The 19,612-nt window shown below is 54.0% G+C and carries 11 protein-coding genes; 2 read left to right on the forward strand and 9 right to left on the reverse strand.

What is annotated here, in order from left to right; all coding sequences use genetic code 11:
- Positions 1 to 4 precede the first annotated feature (4 nt).
- Positions 5 to 778 (reverse strand): cyclic-guanylate-specific phosphodiesterase, encoded by a 774-nt coding sequence (pdeH, locus tag C1N59_RS20065; protein WP_172913517.1) that lies wholly within the window; start codon positions 776 to 778, stop codon positions 5 to 7.
- A gap of 268 nt (positions 779 to 1,046) precedes the next feature.
- Between pdeH and C1N59_RS20070 the strand changes: the two genes are divergently transcribed.
- Together C1N59_RS20070 and C1N59_RS20075 are read left to right on the forward strand one after the other, a co-directional pair.
- On the forward strand, positions 1,047 to 1,979 hold the full coding sequence (locus C1N59_RS20070) for a 2-dehydro-3-deoxygluconokinase (protein ID WP_058701520.1): 933 nt from the start codon (positions 1,047 to 1,049) through the stop codon (positions 1,977 to 1,979).
- A gap of 899 nt (positions 1,980 to 2,878) precedes the next feature.
- Complete coding sequence (locus C1N59_RS20075) at positions 2,879 to 3,751, forward strand: alpha/beta hydrolase (protein WP_394550124.1); 873 nt, start codon at positions 2,879 to 2,881, stop codon at positions 3,749 to 3,751.
- A 4-nt stretch (positions 3,752 to 3,755) separates the two neighbouring features.
- On the opposite strand, the gene C1N59_RS20080 is transcribed toward C1N59_RS20075, so the two are convergent.
- The 8 genes from C1N59_RS20080 to bcsA all read right to left on the reverse strand — a co-directional run bounded on the left by C1N59_RS20080 (position 3,756) and on the right by bcsA (position 19,570).
- Positions 3,756 to 5,264: a M16 family metallopeptidase gene (locus C1N59_RS20080; protein ID WP_033737328.1), complete on the reverse strand. Its 1,509-nt coding sequence runs from the start codon at positions 5,262 to 5,264 to the stop codon at positions 3,756 to 3,758.
- A gap of 246 nt (positions 5,265 to 5,510) precedes the next feature.
- On the reverse strand, positions 5,511 to 6,800 hold the full coding sequence (locus C1N59_RS20085) for a dicarboxylate/amino acid:cation symporter (protein ID WP_172677667.1): 1,290 nt from the start codon (positions 6,798 to 6,800) through the stop codon (positions 5,511 to 5,513).
- A gap of 215 nt (positions 6,801 to 7,015) precedes the next feature.
- Positions 7,016 to 9,025 carry a biofilm formation regulator HmsP gene (gene hmsP / locus C1N59_RS20090; RefSeq protein WP_263757234.1) on the reverse strand — a complete coding sequence of 670 codons (2,010 nt, stop codon included), beginning with the start codon at positions 9,023 to 9,025 and terminating at the stop codon, positions 7,016 to 7,018.
- Positions 9,026 to 9,211: 186 nt separating this feature from the next.
- On the reverse strand, positions 9,212 to 10,219 hold the full coding sequence (locus C1N59_RS20095) for a glycosyl hydrolase family 8 (RefSeq protein ID WP_283788326.1): 1,008 nt from the start codon (positions 10,217 to 10,219) through the stop codon (positions 9,212 to 9,214).
- Between the two features lie 9 nt (positions 10,220 to 10,228).
- Complete coding sequence (bcsD, locus tag C1N59_RS20100) at positions 10,229 to 10,675, reverse strand: cellulose biosynthesis protein BcsD (RefSeq protein ID WP_394550125.1); 447 nt, start codon at positions 10,673 to 10,675, stop codon at positions 10,229 to 10,231.
- A complete protein-coding gene (locus C1N59_RS20105) occupies positions 10,675 to 14,481 on the reverse strand; it encodes a cellulose biosynthesis protein BcsC (RefSeq protein WP_394550126.1) in 3,807 nt (1,268 codons plus the stop codon). The genes bcsD and C1N59_RS20105 overlap by 1 nt, the downstream gene beginning before the upstream one ends.
- Positions 14,482 to 14,492: 11 nt before the next feature.
- Positions 14,493 to 17,465: a cellulose biosynthesis cyclic di-GMP-binding regulatory protein BcsB gene (gene bcsB / locus C1N59_RS20110; RefSeq protein ID WP_394550127.1), complete on the reverse strand. Its 2,973-nt coding sequence runs from the start codon at positions 17,463 to 17,465 to the stop codon at positions 14,493 to 14,495.
- A complete protein-coding gene (gene bcsA, locus C1N59_RS20115; RefSeq protein ID WP_006121414.1) occupies positions 17,462 to 19,570 on the reverse strand; it encodes a UDP-forming cellulose synthase catalytic subunit in 2,109 nt (702 codons plus the stop codon). Before bcsA ends, bcsB begins: the two co-directional genes overlap by 4 nt.
- Between the last annotated feature and the right edge of the window lie 42 nt (positions 19,571 to 19,612).

Genomic DNA, 19,612 nt, shown 5'->3' on the forward strand with positions numbered 1-19,612 from the left:
GGGATCAATCAAGCTGGACAGGCAGGTACACCAGTTCCGAAAAAGGGGCGGGGCGTGAGAAAAAATATCCCTGCGCCGCAATGGCCGGAGAGGCTTTTACCTGCTCCCATTCATCCTGCGTTTCCACGCCTTCAACAATAACGCCGTTACAGTAGCGGTTAATCAGCGACAACAGCATAGGAAAGAGTGTTCGCCCTTCCCCCGATGCACACAACAAAATAAACAATTCGCGCGACAACTTGATGTAGTCGTATTTCAGCTCCGTCAGGGCAGAAAAATTTGCCATCCCTGAGCCGAAATCATCCAGCCAGAGCGGCCCCAACTCCGGCATTTGCGCCACCATCTCTTCCTGAGGCAAAACGTGGTGCTCGGTCAGTTCAAAGCGCACCCAGGGCAATCGGGTGATAAGGCTGCGAATCGGCAGATGATGTTGTATTAATGACAGAGAGGGGCCGTCAATATTGACTGATGCCATGACCTCATTATCGGCAAAGAAAGCTTCCCACTGGCTGAGCAACGTTAACTGCTCCTGCACAACGTCAAGGCGCTCTGCTATCTCCAGCTCAGCAAAATATGCTTCCGGGGAGAGTTTTTTTTCAGGTTCAGACGGATGCATGACCGCCGTCAGCAACTCAATCGCCAACAGCCGCCCAGAGACTTTGTAGATAGGCTGAAAGGTATACTGGCGTTGACACTGTCGCCAGAAGAGGCGCTTTTTCTGCTGGGGAGTGATGTCAACTGAAGAAGGTAGCCATTGACTAATATTCTCCATAACCATGGTCTTTTCCTGGTTGATAGTAAGCGCCTTCATTTGGGCGGCTTAGCGGCAATTATCGTTTGTATTTCGATACATAGTGAAAATCTGGCCACATAGGAGCCACGAGTCTACGCGAGTTTTGACACGACAATCGCCGAAACAGGGCGCGTTATCGGGTTAATTATCATGTTTTAGCGCCCTAAATTAAATTAAAACACTGTTTTAAAAAGTTGACGACAGGCCTCACAAACGCGAGACTGAAGCGAACTTTTACTACAGGCCTGAAACCATGACGCAGATAAAGATCGCTATTATTGGTGAGTGCATGATTGAGTTGTCCGAGAAGGGTGAGAACCTCAAACGCGGCTTTGGCGGTGACACGCTGAATACTGCGGTTTATCTGGCCCGGCAGGTCAGTCAACAGGATGTACGGGTTGATTACGTCACCGCACTGGGCATTGATCCCTTTAGCGCAGAGATGATGACTCGCTGGCAGGCGGAAAACGTCAATACTGCACTGATCCAGCGCCTTGAAAACAAAATGCCGGGTTTGTACATGATCCAAACCGACGATCAGGGCGAACGCTCCTTTTGGTACTGGCGCAGTGATGCGGCAGCCCGTTACTGGCTTGATGGCCCGGGTGCCGACGACATTTGCCAACAGCTTAAACATTACGACTATCTTTATCTGAGCGGAATCAGCCTGGCTATCCTGCCTGACGACAGTCGCGCCCGGCTCATGCAACTGCTCGCAGACTGTCGGGCAAACGGGGGGAAAGTGATATTTGATAATAATTACCGCCCGCGCTTGTGGAAAGATAAGGTCACTACTCGCCAGGCTTACCAGACAATGCTCGAAAACACGGATATGGCGTTCCTGACGCTGGATGACGAGCACCAGTTATGGGGCGAACAGTCTGTTGAGGACGTCATTGCCCGCGCACGTGATGCGGGCGTAAAAGAAGTCGTCATCAAACGCGGGGCGGAATCGTGCCTGATTGCGTTTGAAGACCAGCCATTGGCCGAGGTACCTTCCGTCGCGCTGCCAAAAGAAAAGATTGTCGATACCACGGCCGCCGGGGATTCATTCAGTGCGGGCTACCTCGCCAGGCGACTTGTCGGCGCGACGACAGAAGAAGCGGCACGGCGCGGTCATCTCACCGCCAGCACAGTGATTCAGTACCGCGGTGCGATCATTCCGCGTTCGGCAATGCCGGAATGATTGCCAGTCGCTCATCACGGGAACACCGGTACAGGCAGCATGTCTGTGCCTGAAGGAAAACGGGGGTGGATACGAAGCACATTAATCTGGTCTGTCTGGTATACGCGACAGGGAAAAAGCGTCAGGCTTTTACAAAGCGAGTGGGTGTAAGACGCAGATTATTGAGCCAAATCCCCCCATCCTGTTTTTCAAAAACCGCGGTACGAAGCCCAGACGTTATCCGCAGGCAAAGGATATTCAACGATACGGTACCGCCTGCGCTCGCTGAAGGGCGCTTCGATGGCATGGCTTTTGCCATCAACGCAAAGGCGCAGAATGACGTCGATGCGCTAACAGCCTTGGCAGACAACCGTGGGACACCGTAGTAAAGCCGCCAAAACTGTTCACGAAGGTAAATCAAGGGGACAGTTCCGTGAGCCGGAGGGCTGTTACTGAAACGCCACCTGAACGCCTTCTGGAGAGTTGACGGTCAGGATACACTGACGATTAATAAGCCCCCATGAAGCGGGACGATATATTGAGCCGCAATGGCATCGTACCGTCCGGCATCCAGACATTATGTTTCCTGAAACATCACAGGGGAATAAATTCCTGCTATTTCCGTTAGGACAACATGAAAAACCGTTCATTTAGCTTAAGTCAGCTCAGCCGTTTTAACGCCGTCGCCTCTGGTCCTCATCTGTTAACAGTTTCTAATCTTAATGCGTTTTTATTCCTTTTAAATTATCAAGTTAGCCAGGCAGCTTCAACGCCAGGCATAGTCCGAATCTCATGTATAAACCGCTTTTAGGTTGGACGATTACATTAAAACAGGCCATCTTTTAAACAGCGACAGCAGGATGCTGTTCTCACGGCCGCGAACAAAACAACGACAACATCTCTCGCATCAGGACACTGCTATGAATACAGAAATTATTAATATCTGGCCAAATGGTGATGCGCCAGGCGCCAGCGATTCTCGTGCTCAGCCCCAGATTGTGGATACCGCAAAAGAGTATGAACCCTACGACCGCGTAGCAACCGGTGTACGCTGCCCGGAAATGGCTATCTGGCATCCTGTTGAATCCAATGGCATCACCTTGCTGGTTGCGCCAGGGGGCGGCTACCAGCGCATCATGATTGATCGTGAAGGCAGTGCGCTGGCAACGTTCTTTACTTCGATGGGTTATACCCTGGCGGTAATGACTTATCGCCTGCCCTATGATGGACATCACGAAGGACCAGATGCACCGCTGGCCGACGCACAGCGCGCCGTGCGCGTACTACGTGAACGGGCACAGCGCGGGCTAAACGGAAAATATATTGTGATGATGGGCTTTTCTGCTGGCGGCCACGTCACCGCGAGCCTGGGTACGCGTTTCGGCGAAAAAATTTATCCCGTTCAGGACAGTGCAGAAAACCTGTCGCCTCGGCCGGATGCAATGGTTCTGGTTTATCCGGTCATCAGTATGCGCGATGGTCTGGCCCATGAAGGATCACGCACACGCTTATTAGGTGCCTGGCCCGATCAAAAAACTATTGATGCTTATTCACTCGAGACCCGGGTTCACAGTCAGGTGCCGCCTACGTTGCTGATTCATGCCGCCGATGATGATGACGTGCCAGTGAATAACAGCATGGTATTTTTTAGCGCGTTACGGGAACATAACGTCCCCGTGGAAGTGCATTTTTATCAGAAAGGCGGGCACGGCTTCGGCATTCGTGGTGTAGCGGATTTGCCCCTTGCCAGTTGGCCGATGCTGGTGACCGAATGGCTCAGGGCAAAAACCTGATCAATCAGGAGGCTGGTGGGGCAGCGTCACCTGCGGGGCTGCTCTCCGGCTGGCTGACGTCAGTGCCGCCTGACTGCGCTGCGGACGGAGCAGGTTCCCCCATCAGTTTGTCCCAGTCAGCTTTAAGGCTTTTCACATTGGTTTCTGTTTCGCCTTCCGGCTGAATCAGCACCATCATGAGTTCCTGACTGAGCTGCTGCCGTAATTCCTGATTCATCTGATCACGTGTCAAACCTGCCAGGAAATCCTGCCGCAACTTTTGATACTGTTCCGGCGCGATATCCACCACGGAATTACGTTGCGAGCGCAGGCGCTGACTGATCAGCACGTCCGTATCAGTGCGGGCATAAGTGGTAAACAGCTTATTCAGTTCCAGCAGCTTCTGAGCCATCAGCGCGTCAAACTCTTCCTGAGGCAAACCGTTATCGCGTACGGCGGCCAGCTCACGTGCCACCAGATTCATATTCTGTTCCAGGCTGTCGTTGCGCGTGTCCATATTAATGGAACACTGGGCGCGTTGATAAAGCACCCGGCAATCAAAGCCAACCTGAACGCCCTGCGCTTTGCTGTTGCTCAACGCACGTTGAACGTGCCAGAACAGCGCCTCACGCGCCAGGTCGCCCCGCCAGTAACGCTGGAGGTTTTGTGAATCACGGATAGGCTGCCAGGGTGTATCCCACACCAGAGAAAGGCGGTCCTGCGCACCGCTGCCGCTTACCAGATTCACTGGATCATGCGGTAACGGGGACAAGGTCGGCACCGGCGCAGCCGAACTGCGCTTGCCTTCCAGCGAGGAGAACGCTTTATTGATCTGCTCAGAAAAACTACGGCTGTCGACATTGCCGACCACATACAGAGTGATGGCATCCGGCGTGTACCACTGCTGATAAAAGCTTTTTAGCTGTGCGATATCCACCGGCGCGCGCGGTTTCTCTGCCGGATCGTGTGCTAATAGCGCGGACCCTTTCAGTCTGTAGCGCCACCAGACATCCTGCGTATCCGTTGGCCAGGTTTTAACCGGATCGGAAGCAGATAACGCGGTGTCCACCACCTGATTAGTGATCGCCATATCGCCAGCCGTCGCAGCCAGCCAGTTCAGGGCTTCCTTTAACAGGTCTGGACGGTTATTGGGTAAGCTTAAGTTATACTGCGTGTAATCATACGATGTGATGACGGGCGGTAACGGGCGCTGTGGATCGATGCCCTGCTGCCATAAAGCACGCTGCTGATTTGTATCCAGTGCGGTGTTATGAACCAGCGCCAGACGTGACAAAAGGTGGCTAAAACCGGTTTGCTGCGCACTTTCTACCAGTGAGCCTGTGTTAACCACCATACGCAATTCAATGCGGTCGCTTGGCCGTTGCGGTGTTGCCAACAGTTGCCAGCTAAATCCGTTGTCCAGTTTTCCCTGTTGCCAGGCTGGATCAGGTTGCAGCGTTTCAGCGGATGCACCGTAACTGGTCGCTGCCAGCACTAGTCCACCAACCAAAAGCCGAATTCTGGTGCCCTGCATGTGAACCCCTACTCAAACAATTCAAAAAATCGTTATCACTGGCACGTTTAGCCGCGTTTATAAGCGAACCGGTCATTGCCGATTCGCGCTGCCGATCATTAACAACAGGTTTGACCACAGGAAGACCGGGATGTCACGCAACGAAGTGAAAAACGTTGAAAAAAAACAAGTGGGGTTATTATCCAAATGCCCGCTGTCAGGGCAAGTGACAGCGGGCATTTGAGAGGATTAAATCACATTCAAGGATTAAATCGTGGATTCAGACGGGTCTTTTGCGCCATTTTTGCCCGCTAATGTCTCACCCAACTGTTTTTTATCCAGTTGATCAACCCATTTCGCGACCACAACGGTTGCTACGCCATTACCTACCAGGTTCGTCAGCGCACGGGCTTCTGACATAAATCGGTCGATACCCAAAATCAGCGCCAGGCCGGCAACGGGTAAATGTCCCACTGCCGACAGTGTTGCAGCCAGAACAATAAAGCCGCTGCCTGTAACGCCCGCCGCCCCTTTAGAAGAGAGCAGTAATACCACCAGCAGGGTAACCTGATGGAAGATATCCATATGCGCATTTGTTGCCTGAGCAATGAAAACGGCCGCCATCGTCAGGTAGATAGAGGTACCGTCCAGGTTAAAGGAGTAACCTGTGGGAATGACCAGTCCCACCACGGATTTCTTACAACCCAGCCGCTCCATCTTATCCAGCATACGCGGCAGCGCCGATTCGGATGAGGACGTTCCCAGAACAATCAGCAGTTCTTCTTTAATGTAGGCAATGAATTTGAAGATGCTAAAGCCACCGAAGAGGCGGGCAATCAGCCCCAGCACAACGACGACAAACAGCACACAGGTAATATAGAAACAGATAATGAGCTGGCCAAGCTGCACCAGTGAACCTACGCCATATTTACCAATGGTAAAGGCCATGGCACCAAAGGCCCCGATAGGCGCCAGGCGCATAATCATATTGATAATGCCGAAAATGACCTTTGAGAAGCTCTCGATCACATTGAAAATCAATGTGCCCGTGTTGCCCAGACGATGCAATGCGAAGCCAAACAGCACGGCAAACAGTAATACCTGCAGGATATTGCCACTGGCGAAGGCGCCAATCACGCTACCCGGAATCACATCCAGTAAAAAGGCCACAATGCCTTGCTGCTCAGCCTGTTGCGCATAGATGGCAACCGCTTTGGCATCCAGCGTCGCAGGATCAACGTTCATTCCCGCGCCAGGTTGCACAACGTTAACGACGATCAGGCCGATAATCAGCGCAAGGGTACTGACGATTTCAAAGTAAAGCAGCGCAACCGCACCGGTGCGACCCACGGCTTTCATGCTTTCCATTCCGGCAATACCGGTAACGACTGTGCAGAAAATCACGGGGGCGATGATCATCTTGATCAGTTTAACAAAGCCATCCCCTAGCGGCTTCATCTGCGTCCCTAAATCAGGATAGAAATGGCCCAGAAGCACGCCGATGGCGATGGCGACCAGAACCTGGAAATAAAGGCTTTTAAATAGTTTCATAAACAGGTATCCACTAACGAGAGGTAATGTTGTCGGATTTTTTATTGTGACTGTCTGACAGGGCTGGCAGGTCAGGCAGCGGACAGAAAATAACACTCTGTTTACGTGATTAATACAGGGCTGCAAAGTCAGGGGAAATGATAGGCGCGTAATTCTGAACTGAAACGCTTCAGCAAGGAGTTTTGTAACTAAATTTCTCGCAAAATCAAGGAATCAGGTCGTTATTCCTCCTCCAGGGCATTATCCAGCCATTGATGAGTAAATTGCGCCAGCGGCACGGCTTCAGAATAAAGATAGCCCTGACCAATCGTGATACCGCGGGCCAGCAGCCAGTCACGCTGTTCACTGGTTTCTACCCCTTCAGCAATGACATCCAGGTCAATAATGTCAGCAATGGCCGCCACGATACGCACCATCGTGTCGTCCTCAGGCAACGCGGCAACAAAGCTGCGATCCATTTTCAGTTTGTTAACCGGTAAGGCTTTAAACTGATGCAGGTAGTTAAGATTGGAATAGCCCATCCCAAAGTCATCCAGTGCAACGGCAACGCCGGTTTTTTGCAACATCCGCAGCAGGGAAATAGCCTGCTCAGCATCGCCCATTTGCGCGGTTTCGGTAATCTCCAGCACTAATGTGCCTGGCGCAATTGAATGGCGCACCAGCAAGGATTGCAGATGATTCACAATGCTGACATCGCGTAACTGAACGGCAGAAATATTGATACTCAGCGGGACCCTCACCCCATGGCGCTGCCAGCCAGCCAGAATGCGGCATGCTTCTTCAAATACCCAGCGGCCAATCGCTGAAATCACCCCGATTTCTTCCGCGCTGGCGATGAACTCTTCGGGTAATCCGTACCGGCCGTCCGCCTGACGCATACGCAGTAGTGCCTCCGCACCCGCCAGCCTGCCGGTGCGCATATCAATCTGGGGTTGCAAATAGAGGGCAAACTGCTCGTCGTGCAAGCCCTGTAAGATATCGTGTTCCTGAGTTAAGCGCTTTTGAGCCCGTTCGGTGAGGGCGGCATCAAAAAACAGGATCTGATTTTTGCCCTGACGACGGGCTGACATCATTGCGGAGGTCGCACGATCCAGCATCTCATTAGCCCCCGTCGTTTCATCTTCTTCGCTTAACGCCAGACCGATACTGGCATTGGGTCGCAGTTGTAGCTGATGCAGAGTGACAGGCTGATTAAGGCGAATCATCAGATTGCGGGCCAGCCGCATCGCGCGAAAGGGGTTGCTGGCTGATTTCATCAGTAAGACAAAATCACTGGTAGCAGTCTGTGCCAGCAATGTCTGATCATCAATGGTGCTGCGAATTTTCTCGGCCAGCGTCAGCATCAACGTATCGCGCTGTTCATCACTGAGTACACCATTCGCTTCCTGCAGGGTTTCGATGCGTATCACCATCACACTAAAAGCATGGCGACGAGCGCGGATAAACTGTTCCAGTAAAGCTAAAAACAGCGCCCGATTCGGCAGATCGGTGACGTCGAAATGCGTTGTTAACCGACTCATCTGATCATGAATGGACTCAAGCACCTGCTGGTTGCGGTTATAGCTGCGAATCAACATACCGATTTCATCGTCACGGTGATCGGCTGGCACAGACAGTTTGTGGGTCAGAATCGCCTGCGGTGGCAGTTCCTGTATTTCACGGGAGATACGGCGCAGCGGATGCACCACCAACCGGTTTATACACCAGCTAATTGAAACGGACAGGATGAGTGCCAGCAGCAAATAGGTGATGATCATCGTGGAGAACGTGCTCAGAATAAACTGGTAAACACGAAATGAATTCGCCTGCAGTACCAGATAAGCCAGCGGCTTCGGTAAACCGGTATGCTCAACAGAGTAGAGCGGTAAGGTGATTTGCACCGGCAGTTCAAAGATTCTGGCGATCAGTCTGGGAACGGGTTTCTCGTTTTCGAAGTTCGCATGCAGCGCCTGGAACGCATTCGGCAGCACCACATCAGCACGCGACAAAATCCCGGCGGGTTTTAACGAATTAAGAATGCGTTCAGCCTGAGGGATGTCCGCTTTCAGCACCGCTTCAGACAGCGGCTGACGCACGGTATGCGCGATATTCTCCATCTGCTGGGCGTAGTCGATTCTGCGCTGTTGCACAAAATGAAACAGTTGGATAACGATAAAAATGCTGATGGTCACTGTCGCAATCAGCGAGACTGTCGCCATCTGTTTTATCGTCAGCGATCGGCTTACGCGCAAAAATTCACTCCCGGCTCGTGACGAGCGTAGACATCAGAAAAGAAAAGCGCGTCAAGTATATCCTATCGCAAGATGTATTTGTGGCTTAAGGGGGCGGAAGCAGACGAATCGGAATTGCGGTCACGTCAGTGACCATAAGAAAAGCGGCATGCCGGAACAGCATGCCGCAGAGCGGGCATCAGGCGCTTAGTGCTTCTCCTGCCAGGCTGTCCAGGTCAGCAACTGGAGGCTGGCAGAAAAGTAGTTCTGCCCGGGCGACAGCTTGTCGCTCAGGTAGCCGGTTTGGTTCAGCACCAAATCCCGTACCGCCAGTAAGCCGCCGTCCATATTATAAGGGGCCGCCGTATTGGCCAGAACATCAAACCAGGCTGGCGTATTCGTGCGACTATAACCTTGCCAGAGGCGCTGAAAGGGGCCCAGCGCCAGGCTTTGCGGATCGTACCACCAGATGTTGAGCGGGACGCGAATCGCGTCATAACTGAATCGGTTTGAATAGCCCACCGCTGGCGCAACGGAACCATCCGCATTCAGCGCTACCCAGTCCAGCGGCAGGTCGCTGTTGCCGAAATGCATTTTGCCCAGCAAGGCCATTCCACCGTCAATCAGCTTATTCCATACCTGTAGATGGCTGCGCTGGCCAAACTCCTGCCAGGCAACAAACAGAAAATAAGACGGGTTCAGCACCACATAGCTGTTTTTGTTGAAACCCTGCGCACCGGGCATCAACACGGTGTAACCGCCGAAATTCGCCACATCCAGTTTTACAATGGCACGCTGAATGCGGTCTGATTCCTGTTGGTAATCTGCGACGTTCCACTTTTGCGCCGCACGCTGTAACGCCCAGGCAATTAACACATCGCCATCAGAAGCATTGTTTTTATCCGCTACCGGATCCTGTGCTCCGGGAATATAGCGCCAGTAGAACAGATCGTTTTGCGGATTTCGCAACGTGGTGCGCGTCCATTTCCAGAGCCGGTCAAAAGCCGCGCGGTCATCGTAGGCGACCGCCAGCAACATGCCGTAACCCTGCCCTTCGGTATGGCTGACATTATTATTTCCCGTATCAATAATGCGCCCGTCTGACTGCAGGAAGCGGCTTTTGTAGGTATCCCACCCGTTGGCCATCGCCTGAGCACTAAAAAATATCACCATAAAACAGACCAGAATTCCTGACCACACTGACTTAAGTCTCATCAGAGCACCTTATTGATATCGGAAATGCAACGTATTGCCGTCATTAAGCTCCAGCGTCACCGGTACGGCTTTACTGCCGCCCTGTCCCTGAAGCCAGCCGGAGAAAAGCCCCGCGAGAATGGCAGCAAATGCCGTCTGCCAGTCGGCGGCAGGCTGATAACTGTCGCCTGCGGGTGCAGCGTGGTGCTTAATTAAGATGGCACTATCCTGCGGCTGTAACTGAACAAACCCCCAGTTGAAGCGGGCCAGTTGCAGGTTACATTCACGCTCCAGATCCTGCACGGTACGGGCTGCGGGCAACGCATAACGTGCCGCAATTGATTCACCCATGTTATATAAAAAAGCCGTGGCCTGCTCCTGGCCCGCGTTGGCAATCATGCCTTCGACCAGAACGCTGACCAGATCAAACCAGCCAGGCTGATGTGGGTGGCTCGGCCCACTCAAAGCTTCACTCATTAGTTGTCTCCGAACAGGTAGCGGAAGTAGAGCTGCGCGCTGCTTTCGTTATAATCACCAAAGGTGTCATAACCCAGTTGCCCGCCAATCGTGACATCTTTATCGATTTTATAATCGGCACCTGCATGCAGGTTGTAACCTACACCGTTTTTACTGTTGCCCTCGTAGAAGGCGCTTTTGACATGCCCGTTGGCGGCCAGCGCTTCCAGCTGTGCCTGACGGGACGGATCGTTCGGGAAGTACGCACTCTTATCCTGGCTGTAACTCTGGTAACCCAACGCGCCGCCAATATTCACCTTCAGGTCATCGAAGGTGCGCGTGAAGTCGATCGGGAAGGAGATGGACGCATAATCCTGCGGGCTAAAATAGCCACCCTGTCCGTAGCTGAAGTAGCTGAGATTTTTCGAGAAATCCATCCACGATAAACTCATACCGACTTTAAGTTCACGATCGTCAGCATGGAATGGACGAACATAGACGCCCGCGTTGGCTTGCAGGTTGTTGTTACTGGCTACGTTTTCACCTACATAGCTGTAAGCGCCAGCTCCGACATACATGCCGGCGTCGCCATTATCGTAGCTCAGTAAGGCATTACCGCCGTTTTTGGTGACGTTCCCCCAACGCTTGCCGCTGGATTTATCTTCAGTCCCGACATAGGACAGCAGACTGTCAGTAATCGCACGCCGTTCCCCGGTCAGGATAAGCGTCAGGAAGTCCGTGATTTTGGGCGACCACTGCACACCACCGACCAGCGTATTCAGGTCCTGGCCCAGCGGCGTACTGCCTAAATCCACTTTGTAGCTGTCGCCCTTAAGCGCCAGGCTTAGCTCAACCCCAGAGGCCGTTTGCGAATTGGTCGAGGCCGTCGGCACGTCGTCCACTTTTGCGCCATTGGCCGCCACCACTTTGCCTTGTTCCAGTGCGTTGGTGCCGAAACGCCGCCATGCATCGCCCGCAGCGCTGCCCGCCGTCAGTGACACTGGCGTCATGGTAAAGTCGAACCGTGCGTCGCCGAACGGCACAGTTGAGAAAGTGAGTGGAGCTTTCGCTTCCGTCAGCTGACTCAGGCCCGACTCACCGTCACGTCCGCGTACCTGTACCGTGCCCTGTGCCCAGGTGCCCGTTTTTTCCTGGAGGGTTTCCATCATGGCATCAATATCATGTAACGTCTGAGCCTGCTGAGAGGGAACATTCGTCGTACTGGCCACGGTGGCATCCGGCGATGTGCCTGATGAGGCCGGCGCAACCTGCCAGGGCAATACCGTGCCATACGTCGACGGCGTGCGCCCAACAGGCGAGGTGCTGCGGTTCACAAATGGGTTGTCGGCGAGTGCCAGTCCGCCGATGGTTGGCGTGGTGCCGGGCTGCGCACCTTGCAGACCGATAATTTGTCCCCGCGCCGTTCGCAGATAACGCATGGCCTGGCTATGGTCGCCATTGGCTTCTGCCACCTGCGCGAGCAGCAACTGACGCTGCGGCGTCGGGTCGGGCGTCAGGCCACGGGCCAGTTCATTGGCACGCTGCACATCGTTTTGCGCCAGGGCAACATTGATCGCGCCAACGCGCGCGTCCTGCGACGGCGTATCCTGCGTCATTAAGTAGTCATAGACGACGCCCGCGTCTTTATTCATTTTGCCGTCCTGATAGAGACGGGCCATGGCAAACATTAAATCGCGGTTCTGTGGATCGCGCTGCAGCGCGCCAATTAACTTATCGTACGCGGCGGCGTACTGTTTCTGCTGACGCAGACGATCCACCTCGTTAATCAAATAGCCTTCACGCAAGTCGGCCAGTTGCTTAGGCGTACTGCGCGCCTGCAGCGCAGGCGTGCTCAGAAAACGTTGTGCTTCACTCTCAAGTCCGGCCTGGTTCAGCACGGCCACCTGTGCAGCATAGTCACCGGCATTGCCCTGAACACCCCGTTGCATATTGCCACGCACGACCGCTACGGCACCGGCAAGATCGCCGGCTTTTGCCAGTTTCTGTGCCAGATTGCCCGCATCAACCGGATTATCCGGCGGGTTGACGGCAAGGGCTTTTAACGTATTCGCCGCTGCCGCATCAGATCCTTGAGCCAGATACTGATCGGCTGTGGCCATTTGCAGATTAAAATTTACCCGCTGTGCCAGTTCCCGCATATCACGCGTTTGTGCACTGGCGGGAATACGGGCCAGCAATGCGCTTGCCTGCTGCCAGGCACCACTTTCGCTGGCGTTTAACGCACCGGCATAAAGCTCAGCCGTGCTGGCGCCGTCGCGCATCACTGGTTGCATCACGCTCGCCGCCTGGATTGAATCACCTTGCTGCCGATAAAGTCGCGCCAAATCAAGGCGTAACCAGCCATCCTGTGGATAGCGCTGAATGCCCTGCTGCAAGGTGGCGATAGCCGCACTGATGTTGCCCGCTGCTACCTGCCGCTTCGCCAACTGGCGAACAGGATCGACGCTGCTGCCACGCGGCACCACACTTTGTCTGACGCTTTCTGGCAGCGAAGCCAGTAATGTATTGGCCTCCGCAGTGCGATTCTGCTGGCGTAACACATAGAACAGCCCTTCGCGAGCATTGCGGTTATCCGGATCGTTTTTTAAGATCGTGCGATAAGCCTGCTCAGCCTGCTCAGGTTGATTGCTTCGACGTAACACATCAGCGCGGAATAAGCCTGCTGCCACGCCTTTTTCGCCTTCCGCCTGAGTAAGGGGGGCGCTGAGTGCCAGTGCCTGCGCACTGTCACCGTTTTTAAAAGCCTGTTGGGCGTTGGCTAACTGGGCATAAAAACGCGCATCAGCAGCCTGCTTCTGCCGATCGGCGCTCTGATCGCCGCCCAGTTGTGCCGCGCGCTGCAAGTAGTCCGCCGCCTCCTGATAACGGCCTTCTCGTTGAGCCACATAACCCATGCCAGCCAGCGCATCCGCATCCTGGGGGTTCGCCTGCAGTACTTTGCCAAAACTGGTTTCTGCGCTGTTCACATCACCGCTGTTCAGCGCGCTAAACCCTGCCCCCTTCTCCGCGCCGCCGACATTTTTACGGTAATAGTCCATCACCGCAGTATCCTGGGGATGACGCTGCTGCCAGGTTTGGTAAAGCGGCGCATCTGAAGCCTGGGGCCCCAGCCATAAAAGTGCCTGGCGAAGAGAGCGATCGGCATCCTGATTGCCGCTGGCCAGTGTACTGAGCAGCTCAATCCCTTCACGTCGGGTTGAATCCTGATATGTCAGTGCTTTTCCCAGCGCCAGTCTGGCCCCCATATCCTGCGGATGCTGAGCCGAAAACTGGCGCAATGCTTCAATCGCCTGCGGCAGCAGGGCACGGTCACCCGCCATGGTCAGGTAATATTCCGCAGCAACGCTGGGGGGCGGCTCATTGCCGCTAAAGGTATTGCGCCAGGTTTGCAAGGCCGCCGCGATATTGCCACTCCGCGCCTGCTGGCGAGCCAGGGAGAGCTGTGCCTGAGGAATGCTTTGCAGCTGGCGAGCGTTATCCAGTTCAGCCAGATGCGGATCGTTGGGCGAAACCTGGCTGAGGCGCGCGCGATACTGCATCGCGCCCGCATTATCGCCACTTTGCTGAGAATAGAGCGCCAGCAGGTAAAGTGCCTGGGTGTTATCAGGCTCCACCATTAACACTTTCTGCAGGGAGGCCTTCGCCAGATCATCGTGCGCTTTTTGATGCCAGTAGGTTGCCTGATCAAATAACGCCTGCAGCGCAGGATTGCTGCTCCCCGCTGCCTGAAGCGGCAGAGATAAGGCGATTGTCCCGCCCAGCACTAACGCGCGACAGATCCCGGCACTGATTTGGTTTTTATTCATTATTATGGCCCTTACTTCTTACCGGCATCGCGATTATCATTTGCCTGCAGTCGACGCGAGGCATGTCGTTTCAACATGGCCCACGCGGCACTGCCCACCACGGCGGAAAACAGCAGTGCAGCCAGCGCCATTAATACCGAGTGCTGGTTGGCATACCATACCACCATCATGTACCACGGCATTTCCCCACTGGGAAACTGCGGCCCAACCCGGAAACTTCGGATGCCATTCTCATCGGTAATAATGGCAGTATCGCCTCTTACCGCCGCATTAATGCGGGCAGAGCTGAGGTCACCATGTAATCTCAGCAACTGGTCGTCACTGGTAGCAACCGCCATCACGACCAGACGATCCGGGTTCCATGTCGAGCGGTAACTCAGAAAACCACGCCAGGACTCATTCGAAGAGAAATAGCGATCGGCATCCAGTGGTTGACGATACCAGTCACCCATCAGCCAGCTACGCAGTTTTTCAAGCGTGGTCGGTTCTTTCACACCCAGCGCGCTGCCGTTAGCGTCATAAGGCGAGTTTTCGAGCATTGCCTGATTGAATGCGCTGTTTCCGGTCGTGCTCACGGCCAGTAAATCCGTTTGCTGAACCCGTGCCAGGTTATTGCCGCCGTTTGGCAGACCAAACAACACCTGATTCTGTGCCAGGACAACACCCGTCGCATTTCCCGCGCGAGCGGACAGATTTAACAGCGTGGAAATTTCCGCATCGCTGGGCTGCCCGGGCAGCAGTAGTGTGGTTTGTGAAAAGTCCGCCAGACGGGAAAACGGAAACGAAGCGCCCACAAAGTAGGACAGATTAGGCAACATGCTAAAGTGCCGCGTGTAACTCAGATCGATCCAGGAGTCCTCTTCAATTCGGCTCTTAATATTGTTGTTGAGTAACACGCCGCAGGGCGCATCCGCCTTGGGCTTAATATTAAAATAGAGCGCCAGCTGGTTATCGCCGTAAATCAGATACGGATCGAGGTTAATCTGGTAATGCTCCTGACGCGCATCGCCACCCAGGCGGTGCCAGACGCTTTCCAGAAGCCCCTCTTTATTGACGGTCAGATTACGCAGGAAGGTTCCGTTCAGGGTGACATTAAGCAGTGAGTTTTTCTCATCAATCCAGGTCTCTGACGGAAAGCGGTAATGCAAATGGAGCGGAACCGTATCCCCATCCCACAAAAACAGATCGGGCGCTGCGCGGAAATTAACCCGCATCGCATCGTGCCAGATACCGGTCGCGGTAAGGCTTTGATCTTTGCGCAACAGCTGACCCAGACGGACAGGATGGAGCGTATTGATCCAGCGAGGCGCATCGTAAGGACTGCGACTGGCAATGGATTGCGGCTTAACCTGTAACATGCTGCCATCGGTAGTCAGGGGCTGGGTTGTCAGACGATTCGCGGCCTGCCGCAACTGATTTTCGTCTGCGCCACTCACCAGCAGCAGCTTATACACCGGATTGCCTGGATTATCGACCATTTGCAGGGTGGGCCCTGAACTGGCAGGAAAGGTCAGTGTGCCAATCTTGTCACCGGGATGACCAAACAAGATGCCGTTTTTTTCCGGCAGCGTACCGCGGACGACCGGGAAGCTGATGCCGCGGTAATCACTTTGAATGCCCAACCAGGATGCCACCAGCACTGCCGCAGTGACCGTGTCGGGTGAAACGCTGTTGGTAAAGGCAAACGTGACATCCGCTGCGGTCATACGTTGCGGGTCAATAAATGGCCGCGGGAAGTTACGCAGGCTGGTGCCAATATTTAACTGCTGGCCTTCAAGGCTCAACATCGTTTTGGGCAGAATAGTCACCTGATACTGTTCCGCACTGTCTTTTTCGCACAACAGCTTATCGGCGTCGTTAATTTTAAAACTCAGGTTGTTGTTGGACACGATCATGGCCGCCGGAATGTCCAGCTGGTAATCGCTTTCATCACTGTCGCCCGAACCTAACGGCAGCGTACCGAGCGGTTGGCCGTTTAACATTAACTGCAGAGAAGTATTACGTGCCGCCAGCGCCTGGGAAACGCGCAGCGACAGGTTAAGGCGTGCGTTGGTCACTACCTCATCGCCTGGCAACGTAAACAGGATACCCGATTGCAGTTGACCACCGGTCAGCGTAATCCCCTGCCGCTGCCCCATTTGCGCCACGCTCAGCGTGCTGCTGACGGGCTGATTGAGCATGCTGCTGGCCATCGCGGTCGCCGTAGCCTGACCCGGTGCATAAGGGGTTGCACCCGCCGCCGCTTCCAGGGCCGGTTCTGCGTTATCAAGCCCCGCCGGTGGCGGTACGCTCGACAGCGCGCTGCTGTCATGGGTGACGGTAGCAGGGCTGCTGGCAGACGGCGCAGCGGCTGTCCCGCCATTCGGCATCGCCGATCCGGAAGCCGCCTCATGAGTTGAGGTTGATACCGCAGGGTTCTCTGCCCCGGTGCTGGCTGCTGGGGCTGCGCTGTTATTCAGCCCGGCATTGCTGTCTGGCGCTGGGCTGTTGTTTGGTGTGGTATTGCTATCCGGTGCAGTCCTCATGATCGGGGCAGCACTGCTATCTGGCACAGAGCTGTTGTTGATTACTGCGTTGCTGCCAGGTGCGGCGCTGTTGTTGAGGGTGGTATCGCCATCCGTTGCAGTCCTCATGATCGGGGCAGCACTACTACCTGTCGCAGGGCTGTTGTTGATTACTGCGTTGCTGCCAGGTGCGGCGCTGTTGTTGAGGGTGGTATTACCATCCGCTGCAGTCCTCATGATCGGGGCAGCACTGCTACCTGTCGCAGGGCTGTTGTTGATTACTGCGCTGTTATTCGGCACCGCGCCACTTTCCGGTGCCGCGCTGTTGTTTAACACCGCATTGCTGTCCGTGGTCTGGCCGTTATTTACCGCAGTAAGGCTGGCGTTATTACCGGCAACGGGCGCCTCTGCCGACGCCGGCAGAGCCCACAATGCAGCCGAAAGCGACCCTGCAAGCATCGACTGTATCAACATTCTCATACTGCACTGTCCTCTTTCACCGCCACGTTTTGCGCTCCGCCTTTACGTTTCTCACGGCGATCTAACCAGGTCAGCCAGAACAGTTCGAAAACAGTACGAATAATGGTACCCAAAGAAGTAAGGGGGTTATCTTGCTTATATTCAGGCTGAATCCATGCATCCGCTCGCGCCAGCACCACACGCACCAGTTCGCGACGACGCGACAGCGGCATTGCGCCAAAGCTGAGACGAATGCTCTCTTCATCGCCGGAAATTTTGCTTGCCGGGATAGTAATCGTGCCGGATTTCAGCAACAGATCGATCTCTTCAATCGTGTCATGCTCATGACGGTTATCCGGTGCGTCCAGATGCGCGCCTCCCATTGAGAGATCGCTGGTCATAGTGCGCGAGGAAATACCGCTGGCGTAATGAATAATGGCCGGAATTTGCACCTCGATACGAATCGTTTTTCGTACCTGCTTGGTTTCACGCGCGACCGCAATCGCGGCCATTAAAATAATTAAGCTGAAGATCGCCCAGCCTACGTTAAGGGCAATCACGTAAGGATCGACACCAAAATAGTCATGCATCGTCGCACGCACGATACCCGCTACGATGCCAATGCTGAGCAATAGCGCAACGATGACGTGCGGGCGAACAATATGGAAATCGAAGAAGCCCTGATCCAGTACGCCGCCTTTGTCCGTTACGTTAAATTTGCCATGCTTAGGTGACAGCAATGTCAAAATCGTCGGAATCACCAGGTGGAAACACATGACGGTTTCATAAATTTCCCCCCAGAAGGTGTAGCGGAAACGGCCATTCATACGCGAGTTTACCGACAACGACAGCACCAGATGAGGCAGGACATAAGCAAAAATCAGCGATGCTGACGAATGGATAATATTCAGATTGAACAACAGATAAGCCAGCGGCGCGGTCAGGAAGATGACGCGCGGCAGACCAAACTGGAAATGCAGCATGGCATTGAGATAGCAAAGCCGCTGTTGCCACTTTAAGCCACGACCCAAAAGTGGGTTATCGACGCGGAAAATCTGCGTCATTCCGCGGGCCCAGCGGGTACGTTGTATTACGTGCAGGCCCAGACGTTCAGTCGCCAGACCTGCAGCCAGAGGAATGGCCAGAAAGGCCGATCCCCACCCACGACGTTGCATTTTCAACGCCGTATGGGCATCTTCGGTCACCGTTTCGACGGCGAAACCGCCAATCTCTTCCAGCGCAGAACGACGAATGACGGCACAGGAACCGCAGAAGAAAGTCGCGTTCCAGTTGTCATTACCCTGCTGCACCGGACCATAGAACAGCGCACCCTCATTAGGAATACTGCGCGCTGCGCGCAGATTGCGTTCAAAAGGATCGGGCGAATAAAAATAGTGCGGCGTCTGTAACAGCGCCAGCTTAGGATCTTTCAGGAACGGGCCCACCGTTGCCTGTAAAAATGTGCGGGTCGCTACGTGGTCGCAGTCAAACACGCAAATCAGTTCACCTTTTGTGATCTTCATTGCGTGATTAAGATTACCGGCTTTGGCATGGCTGTTATCGTCGCGCGTGATGTAGCCCACACCCACGTCGGCCGCGAATACAGCAAACTCCCGGCGTTTTCCATCGTCAAGCAGGTAAACCTTTATCTTGTCACGCGGATAGTCAATGCACTGTGCGGCCAGAACAGTGTCACGTACGACATCAAGACTTTCATTATACGTGGGGATATAGACATCAACCGTTGGCCACAGGCTGGTGTCCTCCGGCAGGGGTTCAATCGTTCGCTTTAATGGCCATGTGGTTTGCAGGAAGCCGAGTATAAGGATCAGCCAGACATACAGTTCCGCAATATATAAGCCAATGCCAAGAATCGCTTCGATTTCAGAATTAAAATACAGTGTTTCCGTCGTCCGCCACCATATATAGCGGGATGACATCAGGGCAGAAAGAATAACCATCACTACCGTTATTTTACGGCTTTTACTGAACCCCAATAAAAACACCATACCAATGCTAATCAAGCCAAAAATATACTGTTTTTGACTATCCATCGGCGTGATAATAATCACCGCAGCAACAGGTGCAAGCACCAGCAGCAGCAGGTAAAACCCAAGTTTACCCATGACCCACCCTGAAAGAGCTGTTTTTTTTAACCTGCCGGAGCA

It is taken from the genome of Pantoea sp. SGAir0183, assembly GCF_043545505.1.

What these genes read in the sequence shown, in the direction of transcription:
- C1N59_RS20080 (WP_033737328.1), bottom strand. Translation starts at nt 5,264, where the DNA reads ATGCAGGGCACCAGAATTCGGCTTTTGGTTGGTGGACTAGTGCTGGCA.
- bcsA (WP_006121414.1), bottom strand. Translation starts at nt 19,570, where the DNA reads ATGGGTAAACTTGGGTTTTACCTGCTGCTGCTGGTGCTTGCACCTGTT.
- bcsD (WP_394550125.1), bottom strand. Translation starts at nt 10,675, where the DNA reads ATGAGTGAAGCTTTGAGTGGGCCGAGCCACCCACATCAGCCTGGCTGG.
- C1N59_RS20095 (WP_283788326.1), bottom strand. Translation starts at nt 10,219, where the DNA reads ATGAGACTTAAGTCAGTGTGGTCAGGAATTCTGGTCTGTTTTATGGTG.
- C1N59_RS20070 (WP_058701520.1), top strand. Translation starts at nt 1,047, where the DNA reads ATGACGCAGATAAAGATCGCTATTATTGGTGAGTGCATGATTGAGTTG.
- C1N59_RS20105 (WP_394550126.1), bottom strand. Translation starts at nt 14,481, where the DNA reads ATGAATAAAAACCAAATCAGTGCCGGGATCTGTCGCGCGTTAGTGCTG.
- C1N59_RS20075 (WP_394550124.1), top strand. Translation starts at nt 2,879, where the DNA reads ATGAATACAGAAATTATTAATATCTGGCCAAATGGTGATGCGCCAGGC.
- pdeH (WP_172913517.1), bottom strand. Translation starts at nt 778, where the DNA reads ATGGTTATGGAGAATATTAGTCAATGGCTACCTTCTTCAGTTGACATC.
- bcsB (WP_394550127.1), bottom strand. Translation starts at nt 17,465, where the DNA reads ATGAGAATGTTGATACAGTCGATGCTTGCAGGGTCGCTTTCGGCTGCA.